Source organism: Ruegeria sp. C8 (genome assembly GCF_056537565.1).
The window spans coordinates 117,513-139,204 of sequence record NZ_JBQFRV010000005.1; the positions used below are offsets into that span (position 1 = coordinate 117,513).

Annotated in this window: 20 protein-coding genes; 10 read left to right on the plus strand and 10 right to left on the minus strand. The window is 59.6% G+C overall.

The genetic code is table 11. The features are described 5' to 3' along the window. Positions 1–2 precede the first annotated feature (2 nt). From ACR0KL_RS08830 to ACR0KL_RS08850, 5 genes are all read left to right on the plus strand, one after another. Positions 3–788: a protein phosphatase 2C domain-containing protein gene (locus ACR0KL_RS08830; RefSeq protein ID WP_170678123.1), complete on the plus strand. Its 786-nt coding sequence runs from the start codon at positions 3–5 to the stop codon at positions 786–788. A 21-nt stretch (positions 789–809) separates the two neighbouring features. Further along, the gene (locus tag ACR0KL_RS08835) at positions 810–2,072 is read left to right on the plus strand and encodes a transporter substrate-binding domain-containing protein (RefSeq protein WP_170678121.1); all 1,263 of its coding nucleotides are present in this window, start codon (positions 810–812) and stop codon (positions 2,070–2,072) included. A gap of 45 nt (positions 2,073–2,117) precedes the next feature. After that, entirely contained in the window at positions 2,118–3,227 is a 1,110-nt protein-coding gene (locus ACR0KL_RS08840; protein ID WP_170552166.1) for a LysM peptidoglycan-binding domain-containing protein, read from the plus strand. A gap of 40 nt (positions 3,228–3,267) precedes the next feature. Then, positions 3,268–4,374, plus strand: coding sequence for a LysM peptidoglycan-binding domain-containing protein (locus ACR0KL_RS08845; protein ID WP_170552169.1), 1,107 nt, complete (start codon positions 3,268–3,270; stop codon positions 4,372–4,374). Positions 4,375–4,520: 146 nt separating this feature from the next. Beyond that, a complete protein-coding gene (locus ACR0KL_RS08850; RefSeq protein WP_170678119.1) occupies positions 4,521–5,780 on the plus strand; it encodes an aminotransferase class V-fold PLP-dependent enzyme in 1,260 nt (419 codons plus the stop codon). Positions 5,781–5,782: 2 nt separating this feature from the next. Here ACR0KL_RS08850 and ACR0KL_RS08855 read toward each other — a convergent pair whose 3' ends face one another. The 6 genes from ACR0KL_RS08855 to ACR0KL_RS08880 form a co-directional block, all read right to left on the minus strand. Beyond that, positions 5,783–6,778 carry an ABC transporter ATP-binding protein gene (locus ACR0KL_RS08855; RefSeq protein ID WP_170471518.1) on the minus strand — a complete coding sequence of 332 codons (996 nt, stop codon included), beginning with the start codon at positions 6,776–6,778 and terminating at the stop codon, positions 5,783–5,785. A 1-nt stretch (position 6,779) separates the two neighbouring features. After that, positions 6,780–7,808 (minus strand): Gfo/Idh/MocA family protein, encoded by a 1,029-nt coding sequence (locus ACR0KL_RS08860; protein WP_480776894.1) that lies wholly within the window; start codon positions 7,806–7,808, stop codon positions 6,780–6,782. Continuing rightward, positions 7,805–8,644 carry a carbohydrate ABC transporter permease gene (locus ACR0KL_RS08865; protein ID WP_170375704.1) on the minus strand — a complete coding sequence of 280 codons (840 nt, stop codon included), beginning with the start codon at positions 8,642–8,644 and terminating at the stop codon, positions 7,805–7,807. Before ACR0KL_RS08865 ends, ACR0KL_RS08860 begins: the two co-directional genes overlap by 4 nt. Positions 8,645–8,654: 10 nt before the next feature. Then, a complete protein-coding gene (locus ACR0KL_RS08870) occupies positions 8,655–9,569 on the minus strand; it encodes a carbohydrate ABC transporter permease (RefSeq protein WP_170459957.1) in 915 nt (304 codons plus the stop codon). 64 nt (positions 9,570–9,633) lie between these two features. Continuing rightward, positions 9,634–10,884, minus strand: coding sequence for an ABC transporter substrate-binding protein (locus tag ACR0KL_RS08875; RefSeq protein ID WP_170678115.1), 1,251 nt, complete (start codon positions 10,882–10,884; stop codon positions 9,634–9,636). 31 nt (positions 10,885–10,915) lie between these two features. Further along, positions 10,916–11,797 (minus strand): N-acetylmuramic acid 6-phosphate etherase, encoded by an 882-nt coding sequence (locus ACR0KL_RS08880; RefSeq protein WP_480776895.1) that lies wholly within the window; start codon positions 11,795–11,797, stop codon positions 10,916–10,918. Between the two features lie 156 nt (positions 11,798–11,953). Between ACR0KL_RS08880 and ACR0KL_RS08885 the strand changes: the two genes are divergently transcribed. The 5 genes from ACR0KL_RS08885 (at position 11,954) to ACR0KL_RS08905 (ending at position 17,202) form a co-directional block, all read left to right on the plus strand. Further along, complete coding sequence (locus ACR0KL_RS08885) at positions 11,954–12,841, plus strand: glucosamine kinase nucleotide-binding domain-containing protein (protein ID WP_480776896.1); 888 nt, start codon at positions 11,954–11,956, stop codon at positions 12,839–12,841. Beyond that, a complete protein-coding gene (locus tag ACR0KL_RS08890) occupies positions 12,841–13,605 on the plus strand; it encodes a GntR family transcriptional regulator (protein ID WP_170638126.1) in 765 nt (254 codons plus the stop codon). Before ACR0KL_RS08885 ends, ACR0KL_RS08890 begins: the two co-directional genes overlap by 1 nt. An 8-nt stretch (positions 13,606–13,613) precedes the next feature. Further along, positions 13,614–14,645: an SIS domain-containing protein gene (locus ACR0KL_RS08895; protein ID WP_170678110.1), complete on the plus strand. Its 1,032-nt coding sequence runs from the start codon at positions 13,614–13,616 to the stop codon at positions 14,643–14,645. Then, positions 14,642–15,799: an N-acetylglucosamine-6-phosphate deacetylase gene (gene nagA, locus ACR0KL_RS08900; protein WP_170678108.1), complete on the plus strand. Its 1,158-nt coding sequence runs from the start codon at positions 14,642–14,644 to the stop codon at positions 15,797–15,799. Before ACR0KL_RS08895 ends, nagA begins: the two co-directional genes overlap by 4 nt. Positions 15,800–15,885: 86 nt before the next feature. Beyond that, positions 15,886–17,202 carry a lytic murein transglycosylase gene (locus ACR0KL_RS08905; RefSeq protein WP_170678106.1) on the plus strand — a complete coding sequence of 439 codons (1,317 nt, stop codon included), beginning with the start codon at positions 15,886–15,888 and terminating at the stop codon, positions 17,200–17,202. A 271-nt stretch (positions 17,203–17,473) separates the two neighbouring features. Here the strand turns inward: ACR0KL_RS08905 and ACR0KL_RS08910 are convergent, their stop codons facing one another. The 4 genes from ACR0KL_RS08910 to ACR0KL_RS08925 are packed head-to-tail and all read right to left on the minus strand — an operon-like array spanning position 17,474 to position 21,689. Continuing rightward, positions 17,474–18,256, minus strand: coding sequence for an arginine deiminase family protein (locus ACR0KL_RS08910; RefSeq protein ID WP_170678104.1), 783 nt, complete (start codon positions 18,254–18,256; stop codon positions 17,474–17,476). A 3-nt stretch (positions 18,257–18,259) separates the two neighbouring features. Continuing rightward, positions 18,260–19,864 carry a 5-guanidino-2-oxopentanoate decarboxylase gene (locus ACR0KL_RS08915; protein ID WP_170678102.1) on the minus strand — a complete coding sequence of 535 codons (1,605 nt, stop codon included), beginning with the start codon at positions 19,862–19,864 and terminating at the stop codon, positions 18,260–18,262. Beyond that, positions 19,861–21,045 carry a pyridoxal phosphate-dependent aminotransferase gene (locus ACR0KL_RS08920; RefSeq protein WP_170678100.1) on the minus strand — a complete coding sequence of 395 codons (1,185 nt, stop codon included), beginning with the start codon at positions 21,043–21,045 and terminating at the stop codon, positions 19,861–19,863. The genes ACR0KL_RS08915 and ACR0KL_RS08920 overlap by 4 nt, the downstream gene beginning before the upstream one ends. Beyond that, complete coding sequence (locus ACR0KL_RS08925) at positions 21,042–21,689, minus strand: TetR family transcriptional regulator C-terminal domain-containing protein (RefSeq protein ID WP_170678098.1); 648 nt, start codon at positions 21,687–21,689, stop codon at positions 21,042–21,044. Before ACR0KL_RS08925 ends, ACR0KL_RS08920 begins: the two co-directional genes overlap by 4 nt. Positions 21,690–21,692: the final 3 nt, after the last annotated feature.

Consider the following 21,692-nt stretch of genomic DNA (forward strand, 5'->3'; position numbering starts at 1 on the left):
AGATGCTCGCGACTCCGGCATATGACGTTGCGCTGATCCTGAGTCAGGGTCAGCGGGACACGCAGGAAGATGCTATCGCTGCGCGTATGTTCGACGCGGCGGATGCAGGCTATGTGGTGATTGCCGACGGTATGGGCGGGCATGAGGCCGGTGAGGTCGCCTCAAGCCTCGTGGTTGCCGCCTGGCGCGAGGCGTTGGACGCCGAGCTGGAAAGCGACACTCTGTCGGAACGCGCGGCGATAGATGCGCTGCCTTTGGCGGCCATGCAGGCCAACGCGCTGATTTCGAACCGCAATGAAGAACAGGGCGATGGCTGCAACATGGGGTCCACCTTGCTGGGCACCTTGCTGTTGGGGCAGCGTTTGTTCTGGATTTCGATTGGCGACAGCCCGCTCTACCTGTTTCGGGACGGCGGGCTGATGCAGATCAATGAAGACCATTCAATGGCGCCGATGATCGACGCGCAGGTTGCCGACGGCACGCTGACCGAAGCGCAGGCGCGGTCTCATCCGGACCGCAATCAGCTGACCTCGGTCATCATGGGCGGTGCGATTCCCAAAGTGGATTGCCCAGAAGATCCGCTGGCAATGACGGCTGCAGATATCCTCATCCTCGGCAGTGATGGCCTGCAGACCCTGACGGATGACGAGCTTCAGGCGGTCGTAGGCAGCCACGCGCAGGCATTGGCGCAAGAAATCGCAGAGGCACTGCAGCAGGCGGTGCTGGCGAAGAACAACCCTGATCAAGACAACCTCTCAATCGCAGTCGTGAAACTTGCGAAACAATAATAAGGCAAAGCAACGGGACCCATGAAAAACACATTGATCATATCGAGCCTGGCCCTGGCGGCGGCGACAGGTGCAGCATCCGCGCAAGAGGCGTGCTCGAACTACGAGATTCAGCGCGGCGACAGTCTGCGAGAGCTGGCGATTCAGGTCTATGCGACGGAAGATTTCCGCATCATTTTTGACGCCAACCGCGATGTGATTGGATCCAATCCGAACATCATTCGGGTCGGTGACGTGCTGGCAATGCCTTGCCTTGAAGATATCGGTCGTACTCCGGTTCTGGCTGATACCGAGGCCGAGCGTCTGGCCGCCGAAATGGCTGCCGAACTGGTCAAAGCTGCCGAAGAGCGTGCGGAACAGGCAATCGCTGAGGCCGAAGCCCGTGTGGCCGCCGCCGAAGCCGAGGCCAAGCAGGTGAGTGAACAGGCCGTGGTTGAAGCCAAGGCCGCCGCGCGTGAAGAAATCGAGGCCGCACGCGCCGAAGGCGCCGCCCTGATCCGCGACGCCGGTGCAGGCGAACGCCCCGAGGTGCGTGACCGTCAGGTGCTATTGATCACCGGCGGCGACTATCAGCCATTCACGGACGAAGCTCTGCCACATCGGGGCCTCTATACGCATCTGGTGGAAACCGCGATGCTGCGCGCCGCGCCCGAGCAGGCCTACAAGATTCAGTTCGTCAACGACTGGAACTCGCATCTGGATCTGTTGATGCCGACGCTTGCGTTTGACGGAACTTTCCCCTGGTCGCGTCCGAATTGCGAAGAACCTGCGGCGCTCTCTGAAAACGACCGCAACCGCTGTGAGACCTACAACTTCTCGAACCCGTTCTACGAAGTGGTCGACACGTTCTTCGCCCGCGAAGGCACAAGCTATGTCGAAGCGCTCAGTTACGCTGATTTCGCCGGCACCACGATCTGCCGCCCTGAAGGTTGGTCGCTGTCACACATGGATGCGGTCAGCCTGTACGAGCCGATCATCACCTTGCTGCGCCCGGAATCGCCGGACGAGTGCTTTGAAGCAGTGATGACGGGCGAGGCCGACATTGTCGCAATCGAAGCGCACCTCGCCGACGGAGCCATCGGTCGCCTTGGTTACGAGCACCGCATTGTCGAGAACCCGAATTTGGCGGCGATCAAGTCGCTGAATGTCATGACGCATAAGGACAACCCGGACGGAGAAGCGATTCTGGAAACGCTCAACAAGGGTCTGGCGATCATGCAGCAATCCGGCGAATGGCGAGACATCGTCTCATCCGCTCTTCGCTATCAAATGGAAAACGGCTGAAAAAACTGAAAAGCCATCTCAAATTTTATCTGGAGAAAACACCGAATGCCCAACTTCACGCTCCAAAATGTTGCGTTGACAACCGCTGCCGTATTGACGGTCAGTGCCGGAGCCGCTGCCGCCCAACAAGCCTGTACGAATTATACCGTACAGGACGGCGATACCATGGCGTCCATCGCGTTGACCGCGTATGGCACGTCCAACTACCAGCCCATCTTCAACGCGAACCGCGATGCGATCAGCAACCCCAACGCGCTGGATCCCGGGCTGTCTCTGGTCCTGCCTTGTGAGGACGGAAACCTGCCAAACGGTCAGAGCGCAAGCGACATCATCGCGGCGCAGCAGGAACGTTTTGCAAATTCTGCGCAGAGCAGTGCGTTCAAACGGCCGATCAAACTGGTGACCGGCAATGGCTGGGCTCCGTTCGCGGATGAAACCCTGAACGGTGGCGGGTTCATCACTCGTCTGGGCACCACAACGCTGCAGCGTGGTGGCAATAACGAGCAATTCTCGATCAGCTTCGTGGATGACTGGAACTCGCATATCGAAACCCTGCTGCCGCTGGGTGCGTTTGATGTGTCGATGGCCTGGAATATCCCCGACTGCACCAACCGCAGCTATGAATGGTCATGGGAGACCGAGGTTCGCTGCACGCAGTTCCACGCCTCGGCCCCGGTCTATGACATTGTGTTCGGCTTCTACAGCGTGCCCGAAGGCAAATACGCCGGAGCCACCAGCTTTGATGATCTGCACGGCGCCACGATCTGTCGTATGGAAGGCTGGCCTCTGCACGATCTGGAACAAGAAGGTTTGCTGCGCGACGACACCATGACGGTTGTGCAGCCCGCCACCGCACGGGAATGCCTGGATGCGGTCATCACTGGAACAGCCGACATCGCCACGTTCGAATTGCAGCTGTTCGCAGACGCCATGAGCGAAATGGGCCTGAATGCCAACGACCTAGTCGAGAACCCCTATGTCTCGACGCTGTCGTCCCTTCGCTTCATCACTCACCGGTCCAATCCTCAGGGTCAAAGATACCTTGCCCTGATGAACAAAGGCCTGAACGAAATGCGTGAAACCGGGGAATGGTACGCCATCATCTCGGATAGCCTGAATGAGCATAACGAAAGACTGCTAGACGCAATCAACTGAAACCTCATCTCCACATTCCAACTTATGGGAGGAATTAAAAATGCTAAGAGAAAAACTCAATACCAAAGTGATGACGGCAACCGCCGTCCTCACACTCTCCGCAGGTGCTGCAGCAGCGCAGGAAGCCTGTTCAAACTACACCGTGCAGGACGGCGACACGATGGCAACCATCGCGATCGCAGCCTACGGCACATCGAACTATCAGCCGATCTTCAACGCGAACCGCAACGAGATCACCAACCCCAATTCGCTAGAGCCCGGCTTGGTCCTGGCTCTGCCGTGTGAGGATGGCAGCCTGCCCAACGGTCAGTCGGCGCAGGAAATCATCGCGGCGGAAGAACAGCGTGCGGCCAGCGTGAAACGGTCGAACGTCTATGCACCGCCGATCAAACTGGTTGCGGGCAACGGCTGGGAACCGTTCACGACAGAATCCCTGAGCGGTGGCGGCATCATGACCCGTCTGGCAACGACCAGCCTGCAGCGTGCCGGCAACAGCCGCGACTTCTCGGTCAGCTTCGTGGATGACTGGTCTTCGCACTTGGACACTCTGCTGCCGCTGGGCGCATTCGACATCTCGATCGCCTGGACGCTGCCCGATTGTACAAACCGCTCTTATGAGTGGTCTGAGGCGACCGAAGCTCGCTGCACACAGTTCGTGGCGTCTGTTCCGATCTACGACGTTGTTGGTGGCTTCTTCACGCTGCCCGAAAGCGAATATGCCGCCGCAACAGAGTTTTCGGATCTCGAAGGCGCAACCCTTTGCCGTATGGCGGGTTGGAGCATGGTCGTTCTGGAAGAAGTTGGCCTGAACGGCAAAAACCTGAACCTGGTTCATCCCAACTCAGCGCGTGAATGCCTGGACGCCGTTCTCACCGGCACAGCAGACGTTGCTGCATTCGAGGTTGAGTTGTTTGCTTCGACCATGAACGACATGGGTTTGACATCGGACGATATCGTCGAAAACCCCTATGTTTCGACACTCTCGTCGATGAGCTTCATGGCTCACCGTTCGAACCCGTTTGCCCGCGAATACATCGCGATGATGAACAAGGGTCTGAACGAGATGCGCCAGTCCGGCGAATGGTACGCGATCATCTCGGACACGCTGCGCGAGCAGAACGAAAAGCTGAACGCCGGTTCGAACTGATCCCTCGGTTCAACTGACGCAGAAGGGCCGGTTGTTTCAACCGGCCCTTTTTCTTGTCATGAAGACAAAACCGGTGTTTGAATTCGATCTGTTCGGCACGCCCGTGCAAGCTGTCCGAACGCTCTGACTTTCCACAGGACTGACCCATGATCCAAGACAACCCCGCGCTTATTGATGCCATTCGCGACAGGTTCGCCCATGTCGACACGTGCCCGTTTCAGGGCGAACGCATTTTCTTTGAGAATGCAGGCGGCGCCCTGACGTTGAAATCGGTGGCTGAGACCTCGGCTTTCTATGCGGCGATCCCGGACAATCCGGGCCGTATCAACCCTGCGGGGCAGGGTACGCAAAATGTGATCAACAAAGCCAAGCAGGATCTAGGCGTGTTCATGAACGCCTCTGGCGGTCAGTTCATTGCTGGCGAAAGCGGGACCGAGCTGTTGTTCCGCATGATCCGTACTGCGTGTTTGGCCGCACCCAAGGGGGTCAAAGTGATTGGCTCCTCCATCGAACACCCAGCCACCCGAAGCGCCGCGCGCCGCTGGGCCGAGATTGCTGGGCTGGACTATGTGAACGTGCTCCATGACAACGATACCGGTCTGGTTACACCCGACGACTACGCCGCACTGATGACCCCGGATGTGGCGGTGGCGACGATCCTGCATGCCTCACCTGTGACGGGCATGGGCATGGATGTGGCCGCGATCTCGGCCGCGATCCGGGCGGTTGCGCCGGATTGCATGATCATCGTCGATGGCATCCAGCACGCAGCCCATGGGCAGCTCGATCTGGATGCTTACAACGTCGATGGCTATGTGATCTCACCTTACAAAGTGTTCTCGCGCCACGGGTACGGGATTGCATGGATCTCTGACCGTCTGACCCATACGCCGCATGACATGCTGATCGACGCCCCCGCGACAGGGTGGGAGTTCGGCACCCGCGATACCGGTTCCTACGCGACGGTCTCGGATGTGGTGTCCTATTTCGACTGGCTGGGTGGGGAAGTATCGGACGAGACTGACCCGCGCGCCCGGATCGAGGCTGCGGGTCGTGCCATTCACGCCTATGAAACCCATCTGACCAACACAGCCATCAACGGCACCGGCAACCTGCCCGGTCTGCGCGATATGGATCATGTCACCATTCTGGCCGGGGCCGACAACCCAGCGCGCGAGGGGCTGGTGTCGATCGTGGTCAAAGGCAAGGCATCCGAAGATGTGGTCGAGACACTGAATCAGCAGGGCATCCGAACCCATACGCGCAAGGCCGACCATTACTCGGGCAATGTGCTGGGGCCATTGGGGCTATCGGATTGCATCCGCATTTCCTTCTGTCACTACAACACGGAACAGGAAATCGCACGCCTCTTGGCCGCCGTCAAAGAGCTAGGGGAAGACGCGTAGCGCTACAGTCTCTGACCGTCCTCGCCAAAGGCGAGGACGTTGGCCTGATCGAACGCGATCCCTGTCTGCGCGCCCGGTTCAACCCTGTGTTGACCGAAGGCGCGGATGGTGAAGGGTTTTCCGGTCCCGATATCGACCATGATGTTCGTATCCGCACCCAGGTTTTCCACATGCACCACGGTGCCGGATAGAGCCCCGGTTTCAGAATGGGTGGCGTATTCCGGACGGATGCCGAAATAGGTGCCCTTTGGTCCGCCGATCATATCCGCCGGGACAAAATTCATGGCGGGGGAGCCGATGAACTCGGCCACAAAGCGGTTGGCGGGGTTGTTGTAGAGGTCCATTGGGCTGCCGATCTGTTCCACGCGTCCATCCCGCAGAACCACGATCTTGTCGGCGAGTGTCATCGCCTCAGTCTGATCATGGGTCACGTAGATCATGCTGGCGTCAATCTGTCGGTGCAGATTGGCGATCTCGACCCGTGTGTTCAGGCGCAGGGCGGCGTCCAGATTGGACAGCGGCTCATCAAACAGGAACAGTTTCGGGTTGCGCACAATCGCACGTCCGATGGCGACGCGTTGCCGTTGGCCGCCTGAGAGTTCGGCGGGACGGCGCTCCAGATAGTCCTCAAGCGACAGCATCCGGCTGGCCTCGGAAATGCGGCGCGAGATTTCATCCTTCGGGTGCCCAGCCTGTTTAAGCCCAAGCGCCATATTTCCACGCACCGTGAGATGCGGGTATAGCGCGTATGACTGGAACACCATCGCGAGCCCGCGTTTCGCCGGTGGCACGGTATTGACCTGCTCGCCGTCGATTTCGACCGTGCCCGAGGTCGCATCCTCCAATCCCGCAATTACCCGCAGCAAGGTCGATTTCCCGCAGCCCGAGGGGCCGACAAAGACCACGAATTCGTTTTCCTCGACCGTCAGGTCGATGTTCTTCAACACCTCAACTGGCCCGAAGGATTTACACACTTTGCTCAGCTTCAGGGCGGTCACGTCACGCCTCCTTCAGGTCAACCGGTTGCCCGGTTCTAATGCTTTCATCAGCCGCCAAGCAGATCCGCAGGGATTGCACCGCGTCGCTCATGTGGCGGGTCAGGTCGATATTCTCGGCGATGACGCGCAGCATGTAGGCTTGCTCTGCATCGCACAGCTCCTGATGGCCCGGTTCGCCGTCCATTTCGATCAGAGTGTCCCGATCCGGGCAATGTACTAGAATGCCGCCCACTTTGGTGTGCCCGTCCACATCGTCCGAAGCGCCTTTGTTGCCCTCGGTGATCGAAACGGCGCCATTGGGCGAGATGATGTCTTTCACGAAGAACGCGGTTTCGGACATCATCGGGCCCCATCCGGCCTCGTACCAGCCGACTGAGCCGTCCTCGAACACCACCTGGAACTGGCCGTAGTTATACATATCCGGTGCGATCTCGTCCGATAGGCGCAGGCCCATGCCGTTGACCCGAACGGGCAGGGCGTCGGTGATCTGGCACATCACATCCACGTAGTGCACGCCACAATCGACGATGGGCGAGGTGGTCTGCATCAGCGCCTTATGCGTCTCCCATGTCGGGCCGGTGGATTGCTGGTTCAGGTTCAGCCGGAACACGTAGGGGCCGCCCAGATCTCGCGCCTCGGATATCAATCGCATCCACGAGGGGTGGTAGCGCAGGATATAGCCGATCACCAGCTTGCGCCCCGTCTCGACCGCTTTGGCGACAACGCGGCGTGCATCCTCGACCGTGGTGGCCAGAGGTTTCTCGACAAACACATGCGCGCCCGCCTCCATCGCAGCGCAGGCATAGTCAGCGTGGCTATCGGAATAGGTCGCGATGACCACGAGATCAGGTGCGGTCTCTGCCAGGGCGGTGTGGAAGTCCGAGAAGGCGGGATAGCCCTGCAACTCCGACTGATCGACCTGGCCAGAGCGATTGACTAACCCAACAATCTGCGCGTCGGTATGATGATGATGCGCCAGCGCGTGGCTGAGGCCCATATTGCCCAGACCTGCGATAAGGACTCGGATCATTTGACCGCCCCCGAGGTGATGCCGCGGATCAATTGCCGCGAGAAGATGACATAGAGAACCATGACCGGCAGGATCGCCATGCTCAGCGCGGACAGAACCGCGTTCCAGTCGGTGACGAACTGCCCGATGAAGACCTGACTACCCAGCGTGAGCGTCTTGGTTTCCTCGGCCGGGGCGAGGATCAGTGGGAACCACAGATCGTTCCAGATCGGGATCATGTTGAACACCGCCACCGTCGCCATGGCCGGGCGCACAAGCGGTAGAACCAGCCGGAAGAAAATCGTGTATTCGCTGAGGCCGTCAATACGCCCCGCGTTTTTCAGATCGTCGCTGACCTGACGCATGAACTCGGACAAGATAAAGACAGCCAGTGGCAGGCCCTGCGCAGTGTAGACCAAGATCAGGGCCATCAGAGTGTTCACCAACCCGGTTGCGACCATCATCTCAAGGATGGCGACCGTGCCGATGCGGATCGGGATCATGATGCCCAAGGCCAGATAGAGGCCCATCAGGGTGTTGCCGCGAAAGCGATACTCGCTGAGGGCAAAGGCGGCCATTGCGCCGAACAGCAGGATGAAGAACAGCGACACAACCGTGACGATCATCGAGTTCTGGAAGTAGAGGAAGAAATCCCCTTGTTTCATCACCGTCTGATAGCCGATCATCGAGAACGTCTCGGCATCCGGCAGGGCCAGCGGCTCGCGAAAGATCGCTTTGCGGGACTTGAAGCTGTTGATCACGATCACGAAGACCGGGAACAGCGCGATCAGGGTGTACAGGATCAGCGCGCCATGCATGGCGGCGATATTGAACGGGTTTCTGCGGGCTTTGTTCATCTTGCTACCCTCAGAACTGATACCGGCGGATGCGGGTCTGGATCAGGAACAGATAGACGCAGACGCCGGTTAGGATGATCGCAAACATCCCCGTCGCAATGGCCGAGCCCATATGCGGATCGCCAAGCTGCAACTGGAACCCGAAGAAGGTGCGGTACATGAAGGTGCCCAGAATATCGGTCGAGAAATCGGGGCCTGCCAGAGCTCCTTGGGCGGCATAGATCAGGTCAAACGCGTTGAAATTCCCCACGAAGGTCAGGATCGAGATGATGCCGATCGACGGCAGGATCAGCGGCAGTTTGATCTTCCAGAAGGCGGCCATACCGGTGATGCCTTCGACCTCGGCGGCCTCAAGGATTTCTTCTGGGATTGAAAGCAGCGCGGCGTAGATCAGCATCATCGGGATACCGACAAACTGCCAGACTGACACGAGCGCCAGGGTGGTCAGGGCATACTCCTCTTTCCCCAACCACGGAGCATAGAGGGATTTCAAGCCAACAGCGGCCAGCATGTCCGGCGCAATGCCCCAGATCGGCGACAGGATCAGTTTCCAGGCAAAGCCAACGATTACGAAAGACAGGATTGTCGGAATGAAGATGGCCGAGCGGTAGAAAGCGGCAAACCTCAGCCGCGGGTGGCTGAGCATGGCGGCCAGAGCGATGCCGATCGGGTTCTGCACCAGCATGTGAATGAAGAAAAACCAGAAGTTGTTACCTAATGCATTCCAGAACGCATCCGACCATAAGGGATCGCCGAACAGGGTACGGAAATTGTCCAGCCCGACAAAGACGCGGGATTGATCGACCTCGGTATAAAGCGCCAGCCGCAGCGTGTTGAAAAGCGGCAGGATCATCACGGCAGTGTAAACCAGCACGGCGGGTGCAAGGAACACCACTATGTGCCATTTGATCCGGCTGTTGCCCATCTTGTGCCTCGACTTTTTTGGGTGGGTCCGGCCCGAAGGCCGAACCCGTTGGTTTCGTGAGTGGTTATTGGTGCGGCGCGTACCAGGAGGCGAGGCCATCCTGCAGGCGCTGCCCGGCGTCCTCGGGGCTTTCTTCGCCCTTGATGACCTGAGCCGAGGCGTTCCAGGTCTCGTTCTCAAGGTTCGGCGTGCCGCGCGACAGGATCTGGTAGGTCGAGCGGATGGTCGAGCCACACTCGCCACGCCAGCTTACGAACTCCTGCGCCAGTGGGTCATCCATCGCGACGTCAAAGCTGGACAGCGAGAAGAAGCCGGGCAGGGCGTTGGCGTAGATGGTTGCGAACTCTTCCGAGCCAACCCAATCCAGGAAGGTGCGCGCGGCCTCAGCGTTGGGCGAGGCTGCGTTCAAGCCGATGGCGATATCGGTGTGATCCGAGATATAGCACTCATCGCCCGCATTCTGGACCGGAGGTTTGAATGCGCCCATTTCGAAATCGGCCAGATTGTTGAAACCGCTGATCTCCCAGCTGCCTGCCGGATAGACGGCTGCGCGGCCCAGAGTGAACAGGTTCTGGCTGTCCGGATAGGTCTGGGCTTCGAACCCGTCGCCCATGTACTCACCCCATTTCGCCAATTGGCGATAGGGCGCGACCCAGGCTTCATCCGTCAGCTTTTGCGAGCCTTCGATCAGCGCCAGACGGCCTTCTTCACCTTTCCAGTAGTTCGGGCCGATATTGTTGTAGCCCATGGTGGCCGCTTCCCACTGGTCATTGGTGCCCATGGCCATCGGAATATAGGTGCCGTCCTCTTTGATCTTGTCGAGCGCGGCGAAGAACTCAGCCTCGGTTGTGGGCACGTCGATGCCCAGCTCGTTGAAGGCGTCTTTGTTGTAGATGAAACCGTGAATGACCGAGGCCATGGGAACGCAGAAGGTCGCCGCACCATCATCGGTCTGCCACGCAGATTTCGCAACGTCCGAGAAATTGGCCATGCCGCCCAGATCGGACAGATCCGTCAGGTGACCGGCCTCATAAAGACCAAGCGAAGTGTCAAACGGACGGCAGGTGATCAGGTCTCCGGCCGACCCGGCATCCAGTTTGGCGTTCAGGGCCGCGTTGTATTCCGCAGGGGCCGAAGGCGTGAATCGAATTTTGATATCCGGGTTCTGTGCCTCAAACGCGGGGATGATCTTTTCCTGCCAGAGCGCCAGATCGTCATTGCGCCAGCTTTCGATAGTCAGAACCGTTTCGGCATATGCGGCGCCTGCAAGGGCCGACGACGCCAGCAAAACGGCGCTTAGTGATACTTTCTTCATGGTCTTTTCTCCCTTGGTACTTTGTTTGGTTTTAAAGTTGTTTTAGCGCTGGGCGTAGGTGGCCATCAGATTGCGCCAAAAGCGCCTCGGCCCGGTCCGGGCTGTCGGCGCCCGCGGCCAGCAAGATTGCCTGTTTCACGTTACCGGACGCCTGCGTAAGCGCAGCACTGGCCTGCTCTGCCGAAACCCCGGCGATTTTTCCAACGATCCCTTCGGCGCGTTGGCGCAGTTTATGGTTGTCGGCGATGACGTTGATCATCATCCCGTCATGGACGTGGCCAAGGCGAATGCCCATCAGCGTGGACATCATATTCAGAGCCACTTTCTGCGCCGTCGCGGCCCCAAGGCGCGTTGAGCCAGCGATGGGTTCGGGTGGCGTGTTCAGGTGGACGGCGCAATCCACGTAGTCGAATAGCGGGGCCTCTGCGTTGTTGGCGATCCCGATGACCTTGGCACCCTGCGCGCGCGCATGACGGGCGAATTCGACGGCATAGGGCGTGCTGCCACTGGCGGAAAGGGCGATTACAGCGTCACTCGGTTGTACCTTGGCCGCCGCAGTTTGCGCCGCAGTTTCATCATCTTCGGTATGACCGGGCATCGCCGCGCCCTGTGGTACCCCGCCTGCCATGCAGATCGCCATGGACTCAGGCGAAAGGCCAAAGGTTCCGGACAGCTCGGCTCCGTCCGCCAGTCCCATTAGGCCCGACGAACCGGCCGCAGCGTAGTAAATCTTGCCGCCCAGACGCACCGTATCCGTAAGAATGGCAGCCCCCTCTGAAAGGGCATCCAAGCAGCCGTCAAGTCCGCGCAATGCCGCCTTCTGTGCCTCAAGCAGATAGCCCAGGATGTCGACATCCGGCCGCAGGTCCAGCCCTTCGACCTCGTCGCGCAGCATTTCGGTTTGCGGCAGCATTTGATTCCTCCCCAGATGAGAGTAATACCTATATAATACCTTTTGTCTACCTCTCGTTGGAAAAATATGCCAAAAACCCCTGAAATAACCAATAATTCTCAGTTTCTATAAGCTGAGGTCTTTTTTTTCGGCAAAAGGTATCTTAAAGGTATCTATATGGATGAGTCCTTCCAATACCTGATTGCAATCGACGGCGGTGGCACAAAATGCCGTTTCGCGATGGTCACACCTGACGGTCGGGTCGAGGTGACATTGGGTAGTGCCAATGCCTTCTCGGATCGTCAGAAAGCGCTGCGCACCCTCGATGAGGGGCTGCAGGCCTTGGCCTATAAGGCGCAATTGCCCCGAGCACATCTGGCCGAGATTCCGACCTACGCGGGGCTGGCTGGGGTGACGGATGCCGTTGCGGCGTCTGAGGTTGCGCGCAGCCTTCCCTCGCGGATTGTCGAGGTCGAAGATGATCGCAGATCAGCGGTTGTGGGCGCGCTGGGCGCGCAGGACGGTTCTGTGATTGGCGTTGGAACGGGGTCCTTTCTGGCCCGCCAGGCCGATGGGCGAACGCACTTTATTGGCGGCTACGGGGCTTTGATCGGCGATCAGGCCTCGGGCAATTGGTTGGGCGTTCAGCTGCTGCAACGCGTTCTGTTGGCGATGGACGGCATTCAACCCCACGGCGCGCTGACCCGAAAAATCAGCACGGAATATGACGACGATCCCATGCAAATCGTTGCGTTTGTTGGTCAGGCGAACCCCTCTGATTTCGCAGGCCTTGCCCCCGAGATCATCGCGGCTGCGGCTGGTGGCGATCCCGTGGCGCAGGAACTGATGCAAGGCGGGGCCGACTATCTGGCGCAGGGGCTGCGCGCCATCGGTCACACCGACGGATCGCCCATCTGCATGATCGGCGGGGTCGCACCGCACTATGCAGATTATCTGCCCCCTCACATGCAGGCCTGCCTGACCGAGGCCAAGGGCTCGCCGCTAGACGGAGCCCTGATATTGGCGCGTCACCTGGCTGAGCGGGCAAAGGTAGGGGCGGGCTAGTGAGCGACACGATCGAGACATTCCTGAAACCCGCGGATTGGCTGCAGGAGGCCACAGGCCCTCTTTACGTTCGGTTGCGCAAGCGACTTGAGCAAAGCATTGAGGCCGGAGTTTTGGCCGAAAGCGCCCCGCTGCCAGGCGAGCGCGAGATGGCCCATCTGACCGGCCTGTCCCGTGTTACCGTCCGGCGCGCGCTGCAGGATTTGGTCGAGCGTGGCATCATCGTGCAGCGTCAGGGCTCGGGCAGTTTCGTGGCGGACGGAACGCCTCGGGTCGAACAATCGCTGTCTCTGCTGACCTCTTTTACCGAAGACATGACCCGCCGCGGATTGGATTCGACCAGCGAGTGGCTGGACCGGGGCATCCACACACCCTCACCGGAAGAGGTTATGGCACTGGCCCTGTCCTCGGGCGAAGAGGTGGCGCGGCTGTCGCGCCTGCGCATGGCCAATGACAGGCCAATGGCGATTGAGCACGCGGCCCTGCCGGTCGATATCCTGCCGCATCCCGAAGGCGTGACATCCTCGCTCTACGAGGTGCTGGAACGCGACGGCAACCGCCCGGTGCGCGCCATGCAGCGGATTTCAGCGATCAACCTTGAGGCCAACGATGCCGCCGTTCTGGGGGTCGAGCCGGGCGTGGCCGGGCTGCGGATCGTCAGGACCTCGTTCCTGTCCAATCGACGGGTGGTGGAATTCACCCGCTCTGTCTATCGCGGTGATGCCTACGATTTCGTGGCCGAACTGCGCCTTGCAAACAGCTAGGAAAGCACATGCAACAGCAGATCACCCGGATGCGCCGGGAAATCGATGAGATACCCGAAGCGGTCGAACGGCTGCTCAGCCTGGGTCAAAAGGACATCACGGCCACGGCCGAGGTCGCCCGGACCCTTGATCCCGCTTTTCTGACGAGCGTGGCGCGTGGGTCGTCGGATCATGTCTGCACCTATCTCAAATACGCGTCGGAAATCCTGTTGGGCCTGCCGGTGGCCTCGGTTGGTCCTTCTGTCGCGTCTATCTACAACGCGCCGCTTCGGTTGCAAAACAGCCTGTGTCTGGCCGTGTCCCAGTCCGGGCAAAGCCCGGATATCCTGGCGATGGTGCGCAGCGCGGATCGTGATGGCGCGCTGACCATCGGGCTGACAAATGACGCGGCCTCTCCATTGGCGGCATCCTGTGCCCACACCATTGATATACAGGCAGGCCCCGAACTGAGTGTGGCCGCGACCAAGACATTTGTGTCCTCGGCCGTGGCGGGCCTTTGGGTCTTGGCTGAATGGGCGCGGGATGAGGCGCTTTTGGCGGCCATTCGCGGCTTGCCAGAACGGCTGGCGCAGGCTGCGCGTATCGACTGGCCTGAGGTTCGGGCCGCGATTGGGGCAAACCCGTCGCTGTTCACGCTTGGGCGCGGGCAAGTGCTGGCCATGTCCAACGAGGCGGCGTTGAAGTTCAAAGAGACCTGCCAGTTGCACGCGGAGAGCTATTCTTCGGCCGAAGTGCTGCATGGGCCGGTCTCGATTGTCGAAGAAGGGTTTCCTGTCCTCAGCTTTGCTGCTGCCGACGCTGCGGAACCCGCGTTGTCCGAGGTCGCCGACGCGATCAGCGCCAAAGGGGCCCGCGTTTTTGCGACCACGATCAAGGTCAAATCTGCGTCGCCGGTCGAACATGTCCGCACGCAACACCCGCTGACCGACGCGCTGAGCCTGATCGTTTCGTTCTACTCCATGGTCGAGGTTTTCGCCGCCTCGCGCGGCATTGACCCGGATGCCCCCCGGCACCTCAAGAAGGTGACGGAGACGGTATGACGGAGACGACCCACGCCCTCATCGGAGCGGATATTCTGACGCCGGACGGCATCGTGAAAGACCACGCGCTGTTGCATCGGGGTGGGCGGGTTGATGGCGTCGTTCCCATGTCGGAACTTGGCTCTGGGCACGTGCCAGTCACGCTGGAGGGTGGACTTCTCGCGCCGGGTTTCGTCGATCTGCAGGTCAATGGCGGTGGTGGGGTGATGTTCAACAACCAGCCGGATGTTGACGCGCTACAGATCATGGCTGGGGCTCATGCGCAGATCGGGGCGACCTCGATCCTGCCGACCTTGATCACGGATTCGCCCCAGATCACCGCAAACGCCATCTCGGTCGCGATTGAGGCCGTGCGGCAAGGCGTTCCGGGCATCTTGGGTTTGCATCTGGAAGGCCCGCATCTGGCCGTCTCACGCAAAGGCGCGCATGACGCTGCCTTTATCCGCCCGATGGGGGATGCGGATGTCGCGGCCCTGCTTGAGGCCGCCGCCCAATTGCCGGTGCTTAAAGTGACACTGGCGCCCGAAAGCGTCACGAACGCCCAGATTGAAACACTGACGGCGGCAGGTGTATTGGTCTCCTTGGGGCATACCGATGCCAGTTATGAGGTCTGCGTTGCCGCCGCAAAGGCTGGTGCGCGCTGTGTGACGCATCTGTTCAACGCGCAAAGCCAGATGCAAGGACGCGCGCCGGGAACCGTTGGCGCGGCATTGGCCGAGGGAAAATTCTCGGCGGGTCTTATCGCGGACATGATCCATGTTCATCCCGCCATGATCCGCAATGCGTTGAATGCCAAGCTGGGACCCGGTGAGATTTTTCTGGTCAGCGATGCCATGGCGACGGCAGGGTCGGATATCCGCGTGTTTGAACTCAACGGCCGCGAAATCCTCCGCGACGACAACCGGCTGACGCTGGCCGACGGAACGCTGGCAGGCGCGCATCTGGAATTGCTTCAAGCGGCGCGGAATCTTACCGAACAGGTCGGTGTGTCGTTTGAACAAGCCCTGCACATGACCAGCCTTGTGCCTGCGAATCTGATCGGCAATCGTCAGATCGGACGTCTGACCAGAGGCGCGCTGGCACATGTCTTGCATATCGGCCCTGAGGGGGATCTGCTGGCCGTCTGGCAGAACGGGCAGAAAATCCTCGGATGACCCTATCGGCAGAACCGGTCTGCGTGCTTTGAAAACCGCCCATTTTGCGCTATCCTGAGGCGGAGCAGTAATCAGGAAAAAACGGAATGCGTAAATGCATAGGCGGCGTCATGACCGCCGCATTGTGGGCATCCATGATGCAGGCAGGTTCAGCAGAAACTTATCAAGGGTCAGAAAATCGACTTTTGGACAATACGATACAACTGGCCTCGGCGGATGTGGTGATCTCCCTCCGGCCGGTGCCGCGACCTTCGGCTGAGGCCGTTCGGGTGTCGGTAGAAGGCAATGCCCGCTTTCAGGCATGGCTTGGCGCGTTTCAGCGGAGGGCGGTTGCGCAGGGGATCACTCAGCAGACTTTGGACCAGGCACTAGCCGGGCTGAGCTATGACCAAAAGGTCATCAAGCGGGACCGTAATCAGGCAGAGTTTTCAAAGCCGATCTGGGAGTATCTGGACGCGGCCGTCTCGGACACGCGCATCTCCAATGGTCGCGCGGCATTGGACCGGCATCGGAAAGTCCTGCGGCAGATCGAGGCGCAATATGGCGTCGAGAAAGAGGTCGTAACTGCCATTTGGGGCCTAGAGACCTCCTTCGGGTCGTATCGTGGCAGCAACCAGACGATCCGCTCGCTGGCGACATTGGCCTTCGATGCCCGCCGCGCTTCGTTTTTCGAGACCCAGTTGATTGCCGCTTTGCGGATCATTCAGGCCGGGGATGTAAGTGCGGGTCGCATGGTGGGCAGCTGGGCTGGCGCCATGGGGCATACGCAATTCATGCCGACCTCGTATCTGGATCACGCGGTTGATTTCGATGGCGACGGTCGGCGTGACATCTGGTCTGAGGACCCGACGGACGCGCTTGCCTCGGCCGCCGCCTATCTGGCCCGGAATGGGTGGACTAAGGGGCAGCCCTGGGGTGTTGAGGTGCGTCTGCCCGAGGGGTTCGACTATGCGACTGCCAAGCGGGATTTCACTCTGATGCCGTCTGACTGGGCGGCACTTGGTGTGGTCGGGCTGGATGGCAACCCGGTGCGAGACCACGGTCAAGCTGCGATCTTGCTTCCCGCGGGCGGGCAAGGTGTAGCGCTGATGATCTTCGACAATTTCAGCGTGATCGAGGCGTACAATGGCGCGGATGCCTATGTGATCGGAATTGGTCACCTGTCGGATCGGCTGAGCGGAGATGCTCCGTTTCAGGCCGGTTGGCCGCGTGGCGACCGGGTGCTGAGTTTTACCGAGAAAAAGGAATTGCAAACGCGGTTAACGCAGGCCGGGTTTGATACCCAGGGCATAGACGGACGTACCGGACCGAATACGGTGAATGCGGTGCGGGCCTATCAACTGGCACAAGGACTGCTGCCAGATGGCTATGCGTCCATTCGTTTGCTTGAGCGGTTGAGGTAGAGGAGGGGGGCGCAGCCAAGCTGTCGATTGCACTATTGTTTGGTATTGCCTCGCACTTGCCAGCTTGGGCCAAATACCTTGGTGCTCTCGCACTTAGCCGAGCGCTAAGGCGAAAAACGCGATTGCATGCTAATCGTGTTTAGGGTGTTTGGGCGGCGCGGACTGCTCTTTTGCGCTCGTTGGCTGGACGGAAGCAGGTGCGGCGCGCATGCGGACAGCCTCGGCACTCCAGCTGAACTCGGTTCTTATGCCTAATGATCCTTCATTACCATCAAAACCTCAGAGACAGGCATGACATGCCGCCATCCAACTTGGCGCAATCGGTGTTGTCGATCTGGATGACCTCATACCCAGCCTTGTCCAAAACATCTGCAGTACGCGAGAAACCGGCCGCCATGAGCACCAGATTGTTGAAACGTATTGCATTGGCGGCCGCTTCTTCACCGTCGGCAACATGCAGAACCCGGTAGCCTTTAAAACACCCGGACGTATCCAGGCGCTTGGTTGAAAGGATGGTTTCGGCATCCATCAGCGAACAATCGGTCTTGAAATGCAACACGCCTTCAGGCGTGAACACCTCGCGCAAAGTATGGCCCCACTCACTGGCGATTTCTGCCAGTTCGGCCACTCCTGCAGCGTCGGTTCGATCCGAGCGGCCGACCAGAATTTCCTTTCCGGTCACCAGAATATCACCTCCTTCGACATGGCCGGGCCCCTTGATCTCGCGGACGTCGTCGTAACAGGCACGGATCGTCGACGATATTTCTGCCACCTCACCCAGGCGGGAGGGCGCGCCAGGTCGCATCAGGATAGCACCTTGCGGCAGGCATAGCGCAGTGTCCTCGACGAACTGGGCGTCCGGGTACGCTTCCAGTGGGTGTAGCTCAATAACTTCTGCTCCAGTGCTCCGCAGCGCGCTGACATAGGCCGAATGCGCAGCCAGCATACCCTCTAGGCTGGGATTGCCGATATCCTCGGCACGCAGGCCGTCTGCAATGGTCGAGGCAGGCTTGCGCGTTATGGCACGGGTAAATTCAAAGGTCGGGTTTCGCATGAGTCACTCCTGATCCGAGCGGCGCCCGGCAGTATCAATTTCCAGAATCGAGGGGCCGTTTTGGGCATCGGCTTCTGCCAGTGCAGCGGCAACAGCTGTTGGATCTTGCCGAACGCGTTTGTAGGGGACGCCAAACGAGGCAGCAGTGGCCGCAAAGTCAGGTGGGGTTGGGTCGCAACCGATCACTTCGACGCCCACGCCCTCCATGGACGTGGCGATTTCGCCATAGCCACGATTGTTCCAAAGAACAAAGGTAATACGCAGGTTTTGCTCCACTGCGGCCATGATCTCGGGCAGTGAGAATTGGGCACCTCCGTCTCCGGCGATGCAAATCACGGACGCCTCCGGGTCGGCAATCGCGGCACCGATGGCGGCCGGAATGCCATAGCCAAGAGCCCCGTATCCGGTGGCCGCATTGAACCAACCGCCGGGACGGTCGTGATCATAGTAGAGGTTGCCCGCATAAATCGGCTGGGTGGAATCTCCGATCATGAGCGCATTCGGGACTGCGGCGCGCATGGCCGCCAGAATCCCGACTTGAGCGCGGTAGTCCGAACCTATCTCTTCGAACGCTGCGGCGCGGGTTCTTTCAGCGCGGTCCATTCCATCTCGCTGGTTGGATTTTCCGGGCAAGGCCGACAGCAAGGACGAAACAACCTGACCGGTCCGACCCTCTATGGTTATTGCGGCTTCGTGACGGGTCAATTGATCCGGACAAATATCCACTCGTATGAGCCCTGACATAGAGGCCATATCTCCGGTGGCATACATGTCATAGTCCGTTGGGCCCAACTCGGTCCCCAAAGCGAGGACGCAATCGGCTTCTTCGATCAATGCCCGGACGGCTTTCAAGCTTGGACTAGCGGGAACAGTCAGTGGGTGCCCATGCATCAGACCGCGCGCATTTACGGTTTGCACGACAGGCGCATCGAGACGCTCTGCGAGAGTTTGAAGACCTTCCTCGGTCGCTTTCGATCCGCCCCCTGCCAAGATGACGATTCTTCGCGCAGCCGACAACCGGTCTGCGGCTTGTTGGACTAAGTCGCGGTCCAATGCCTGATGGGGATGATCTTTCGAAGTCAGGGCGCTTTCAGCGACCAACCCCGCCACATCCAGCGGGATTTGGATATGGGTGGGGCCTGGTCGTCCAGCGGAATAGGGTGCAAACGTGCGATCCAATGCAGCGCTCAAATCACCGGGCTGGTCCACATGTTCGGACACCAGCGCAACAGTTTTGGCGAGCGCATGTTGGTCGGGCAGTTCATGCAAGTGGCCAAGACCCTTGTGTAGCGTGCTCTTCTCGTTGACGCCGGAAACCACCAGCATCGGAACGGAATCTGCGCGGGCCTGCGCCATCGGCGTCAGCGTATTTGTCAGGCCGGGCCCCGTGATCACGAAGGCCACGCCCGGCTTGCCTGAAACACGCGCATAGCCGTCAGCCATAAAACCTGCACCTTGCTCGTGCCTTGGGGTCACATGCTGAATGCCCGAGGCCGCAAGACCGCGGTACAGCTCAACTGTGTGCACACCGGGAATACCGAACACGCAGGATACGCCCCGTTGCTTCAACTCGGCGACCAGTGCCTCGCCCACTGTTTGGTTGGTCATGCAACACTCCGTTTGCTAAGGTTTGCATGGGCGACGATACGGTCTAGCGCAGTCGCGAATTGGCTGTCGTCGATGGTGAGGGCGACCCGAACCCAGTCCTTTAGGCTTTCACCAAAGGCCGAGCCGGGCATCACCGAAACGCCGTGTTCCAGCAGATCCCAGGCATAGGTGTCACCATCCATCCCAATGCCCGTCACGTTGACCAGCGCAAACATGCCCGCATCCGGTTGGTGGACAGTCAGCGGCGTTTCACTGTGAAGGCGGCGTGCCAGACCATCGGCGCGGGCTGCAAAACGCGACGCCATGCCTGCAGCGACCGATGATCCGTCTCGCACAGCTTTTTCGGTCATGTCTGCGATAAAGGGCTGGTTGCCAAACAGCATCGTTTCCGAGACCGGTAGCAACGCAGTACAGAACGCAGCTGGACCGACGCACCAGCCGCTGCGAAACCCGGGGGCTGCGTGCGATTTGGAAATCGACGACACGGCGATGACCCTATCGGCCAGATCCGGGTCCGACAGCGGAGAGACAAATTCCGCCCCTTCAAACACCAGATGCTCGTACACTTCGTCCGAGTTGATCCAGAGGTCGTGCTTGATCGCAAGCTCGCCGATTTTCCGCACATCTTCTGCGGTCAGGATCGCGCCCGTTGGATTATGCGGAGTCGTTAAAAGTATAGCGCGGCTGCGTGGGGTGATGCGCGCGGCGATGTCTTCGGCCTGCAACCGAAATCCGCTTTCCGGGCGCAGCGGCACCGGCACGGGTTCGGCGCCTGATGCGCGGATCACGCCCTCGTATGTGGCATACATCGGGTCGCCGACCAACACCTCGGACCCGGCTTCGGCAACGCCCTGCATCACCGTATAAAGCGCGGTCTGCGTGCCGGGAAAACAAAGGATATTCTCGGGCAAAAATTGCCGACCGCGGCTTTTGGTGTAGGACTCTGCCAAGGCATCGCAAAGCCCGGCCTCTCCGCGGCCGTTGGAATAGCCGGTACGGCCCGACTGCAGCGCCAAGGCAGCGGCATCGCAAAGCTCTGGTGGGGTTGGCACGTCGGGCTCGCCGATTGTCATTTCCACCAGATCAGCACCTGCCTCAACCATGGCTCGCGCCTTCAAGTGTACCTCCCACTTGCCGCCGCCCAATCCGGCCAGCCGGTCAGTGATTGCTGTCAACCTCATAGGGGCTCACTCTCCTGCGTTAGATTCAAATCGATAATGGCGGAAACGGATTGCAGCCCGATTTCGACCAGTTCACCCTGCTCAAAGGCATCGGGTAAAGCGCCGCCTTCCAGCCACAGACCGTCGATGACCGCGTTGCAAGCGATAGCCAGCTGCCGCAACTGGGCAGGCGAGACCGAGCGGTTCGCTTCTTTCAGAGAGGCCGCGATCAACCCTTCGAGCTGGTCCCGAAAATAGGCGTATGTGCGTTCGTGGGTCGCCTTCATTTGCTGGTCATTCTGTACTTTGTTCAAAAAGCTGGCCCAAAGAGCGATAGCACGGGGGTCGACAACCGGCGGCGTCAATGACGCGGTCACGAAAGCTGCCAACTTGGCTTGGGCGCTAGCTTCGACTTCGTTCGCAGGCGCGAATGTCTGATCTGTCATAGAGTTCATGTGGTGCTCATACGCCGCGACGATCAGCTCCTCTTTGGAGTTAAAATAATGACGGATGAGCCCCTGCGTAACATCCGCGCGGTCCGCGATTCCCCGCACTGTGGCGCCACGGACGCCTTGTTCTGCCACCAAATCAAGCGTCGCGAGAATCAGTGCGTGTTGTCTGGCTTCAGCCGACTCACGCTTAAATTTCTTGCGGTCTTCGCTCACGAT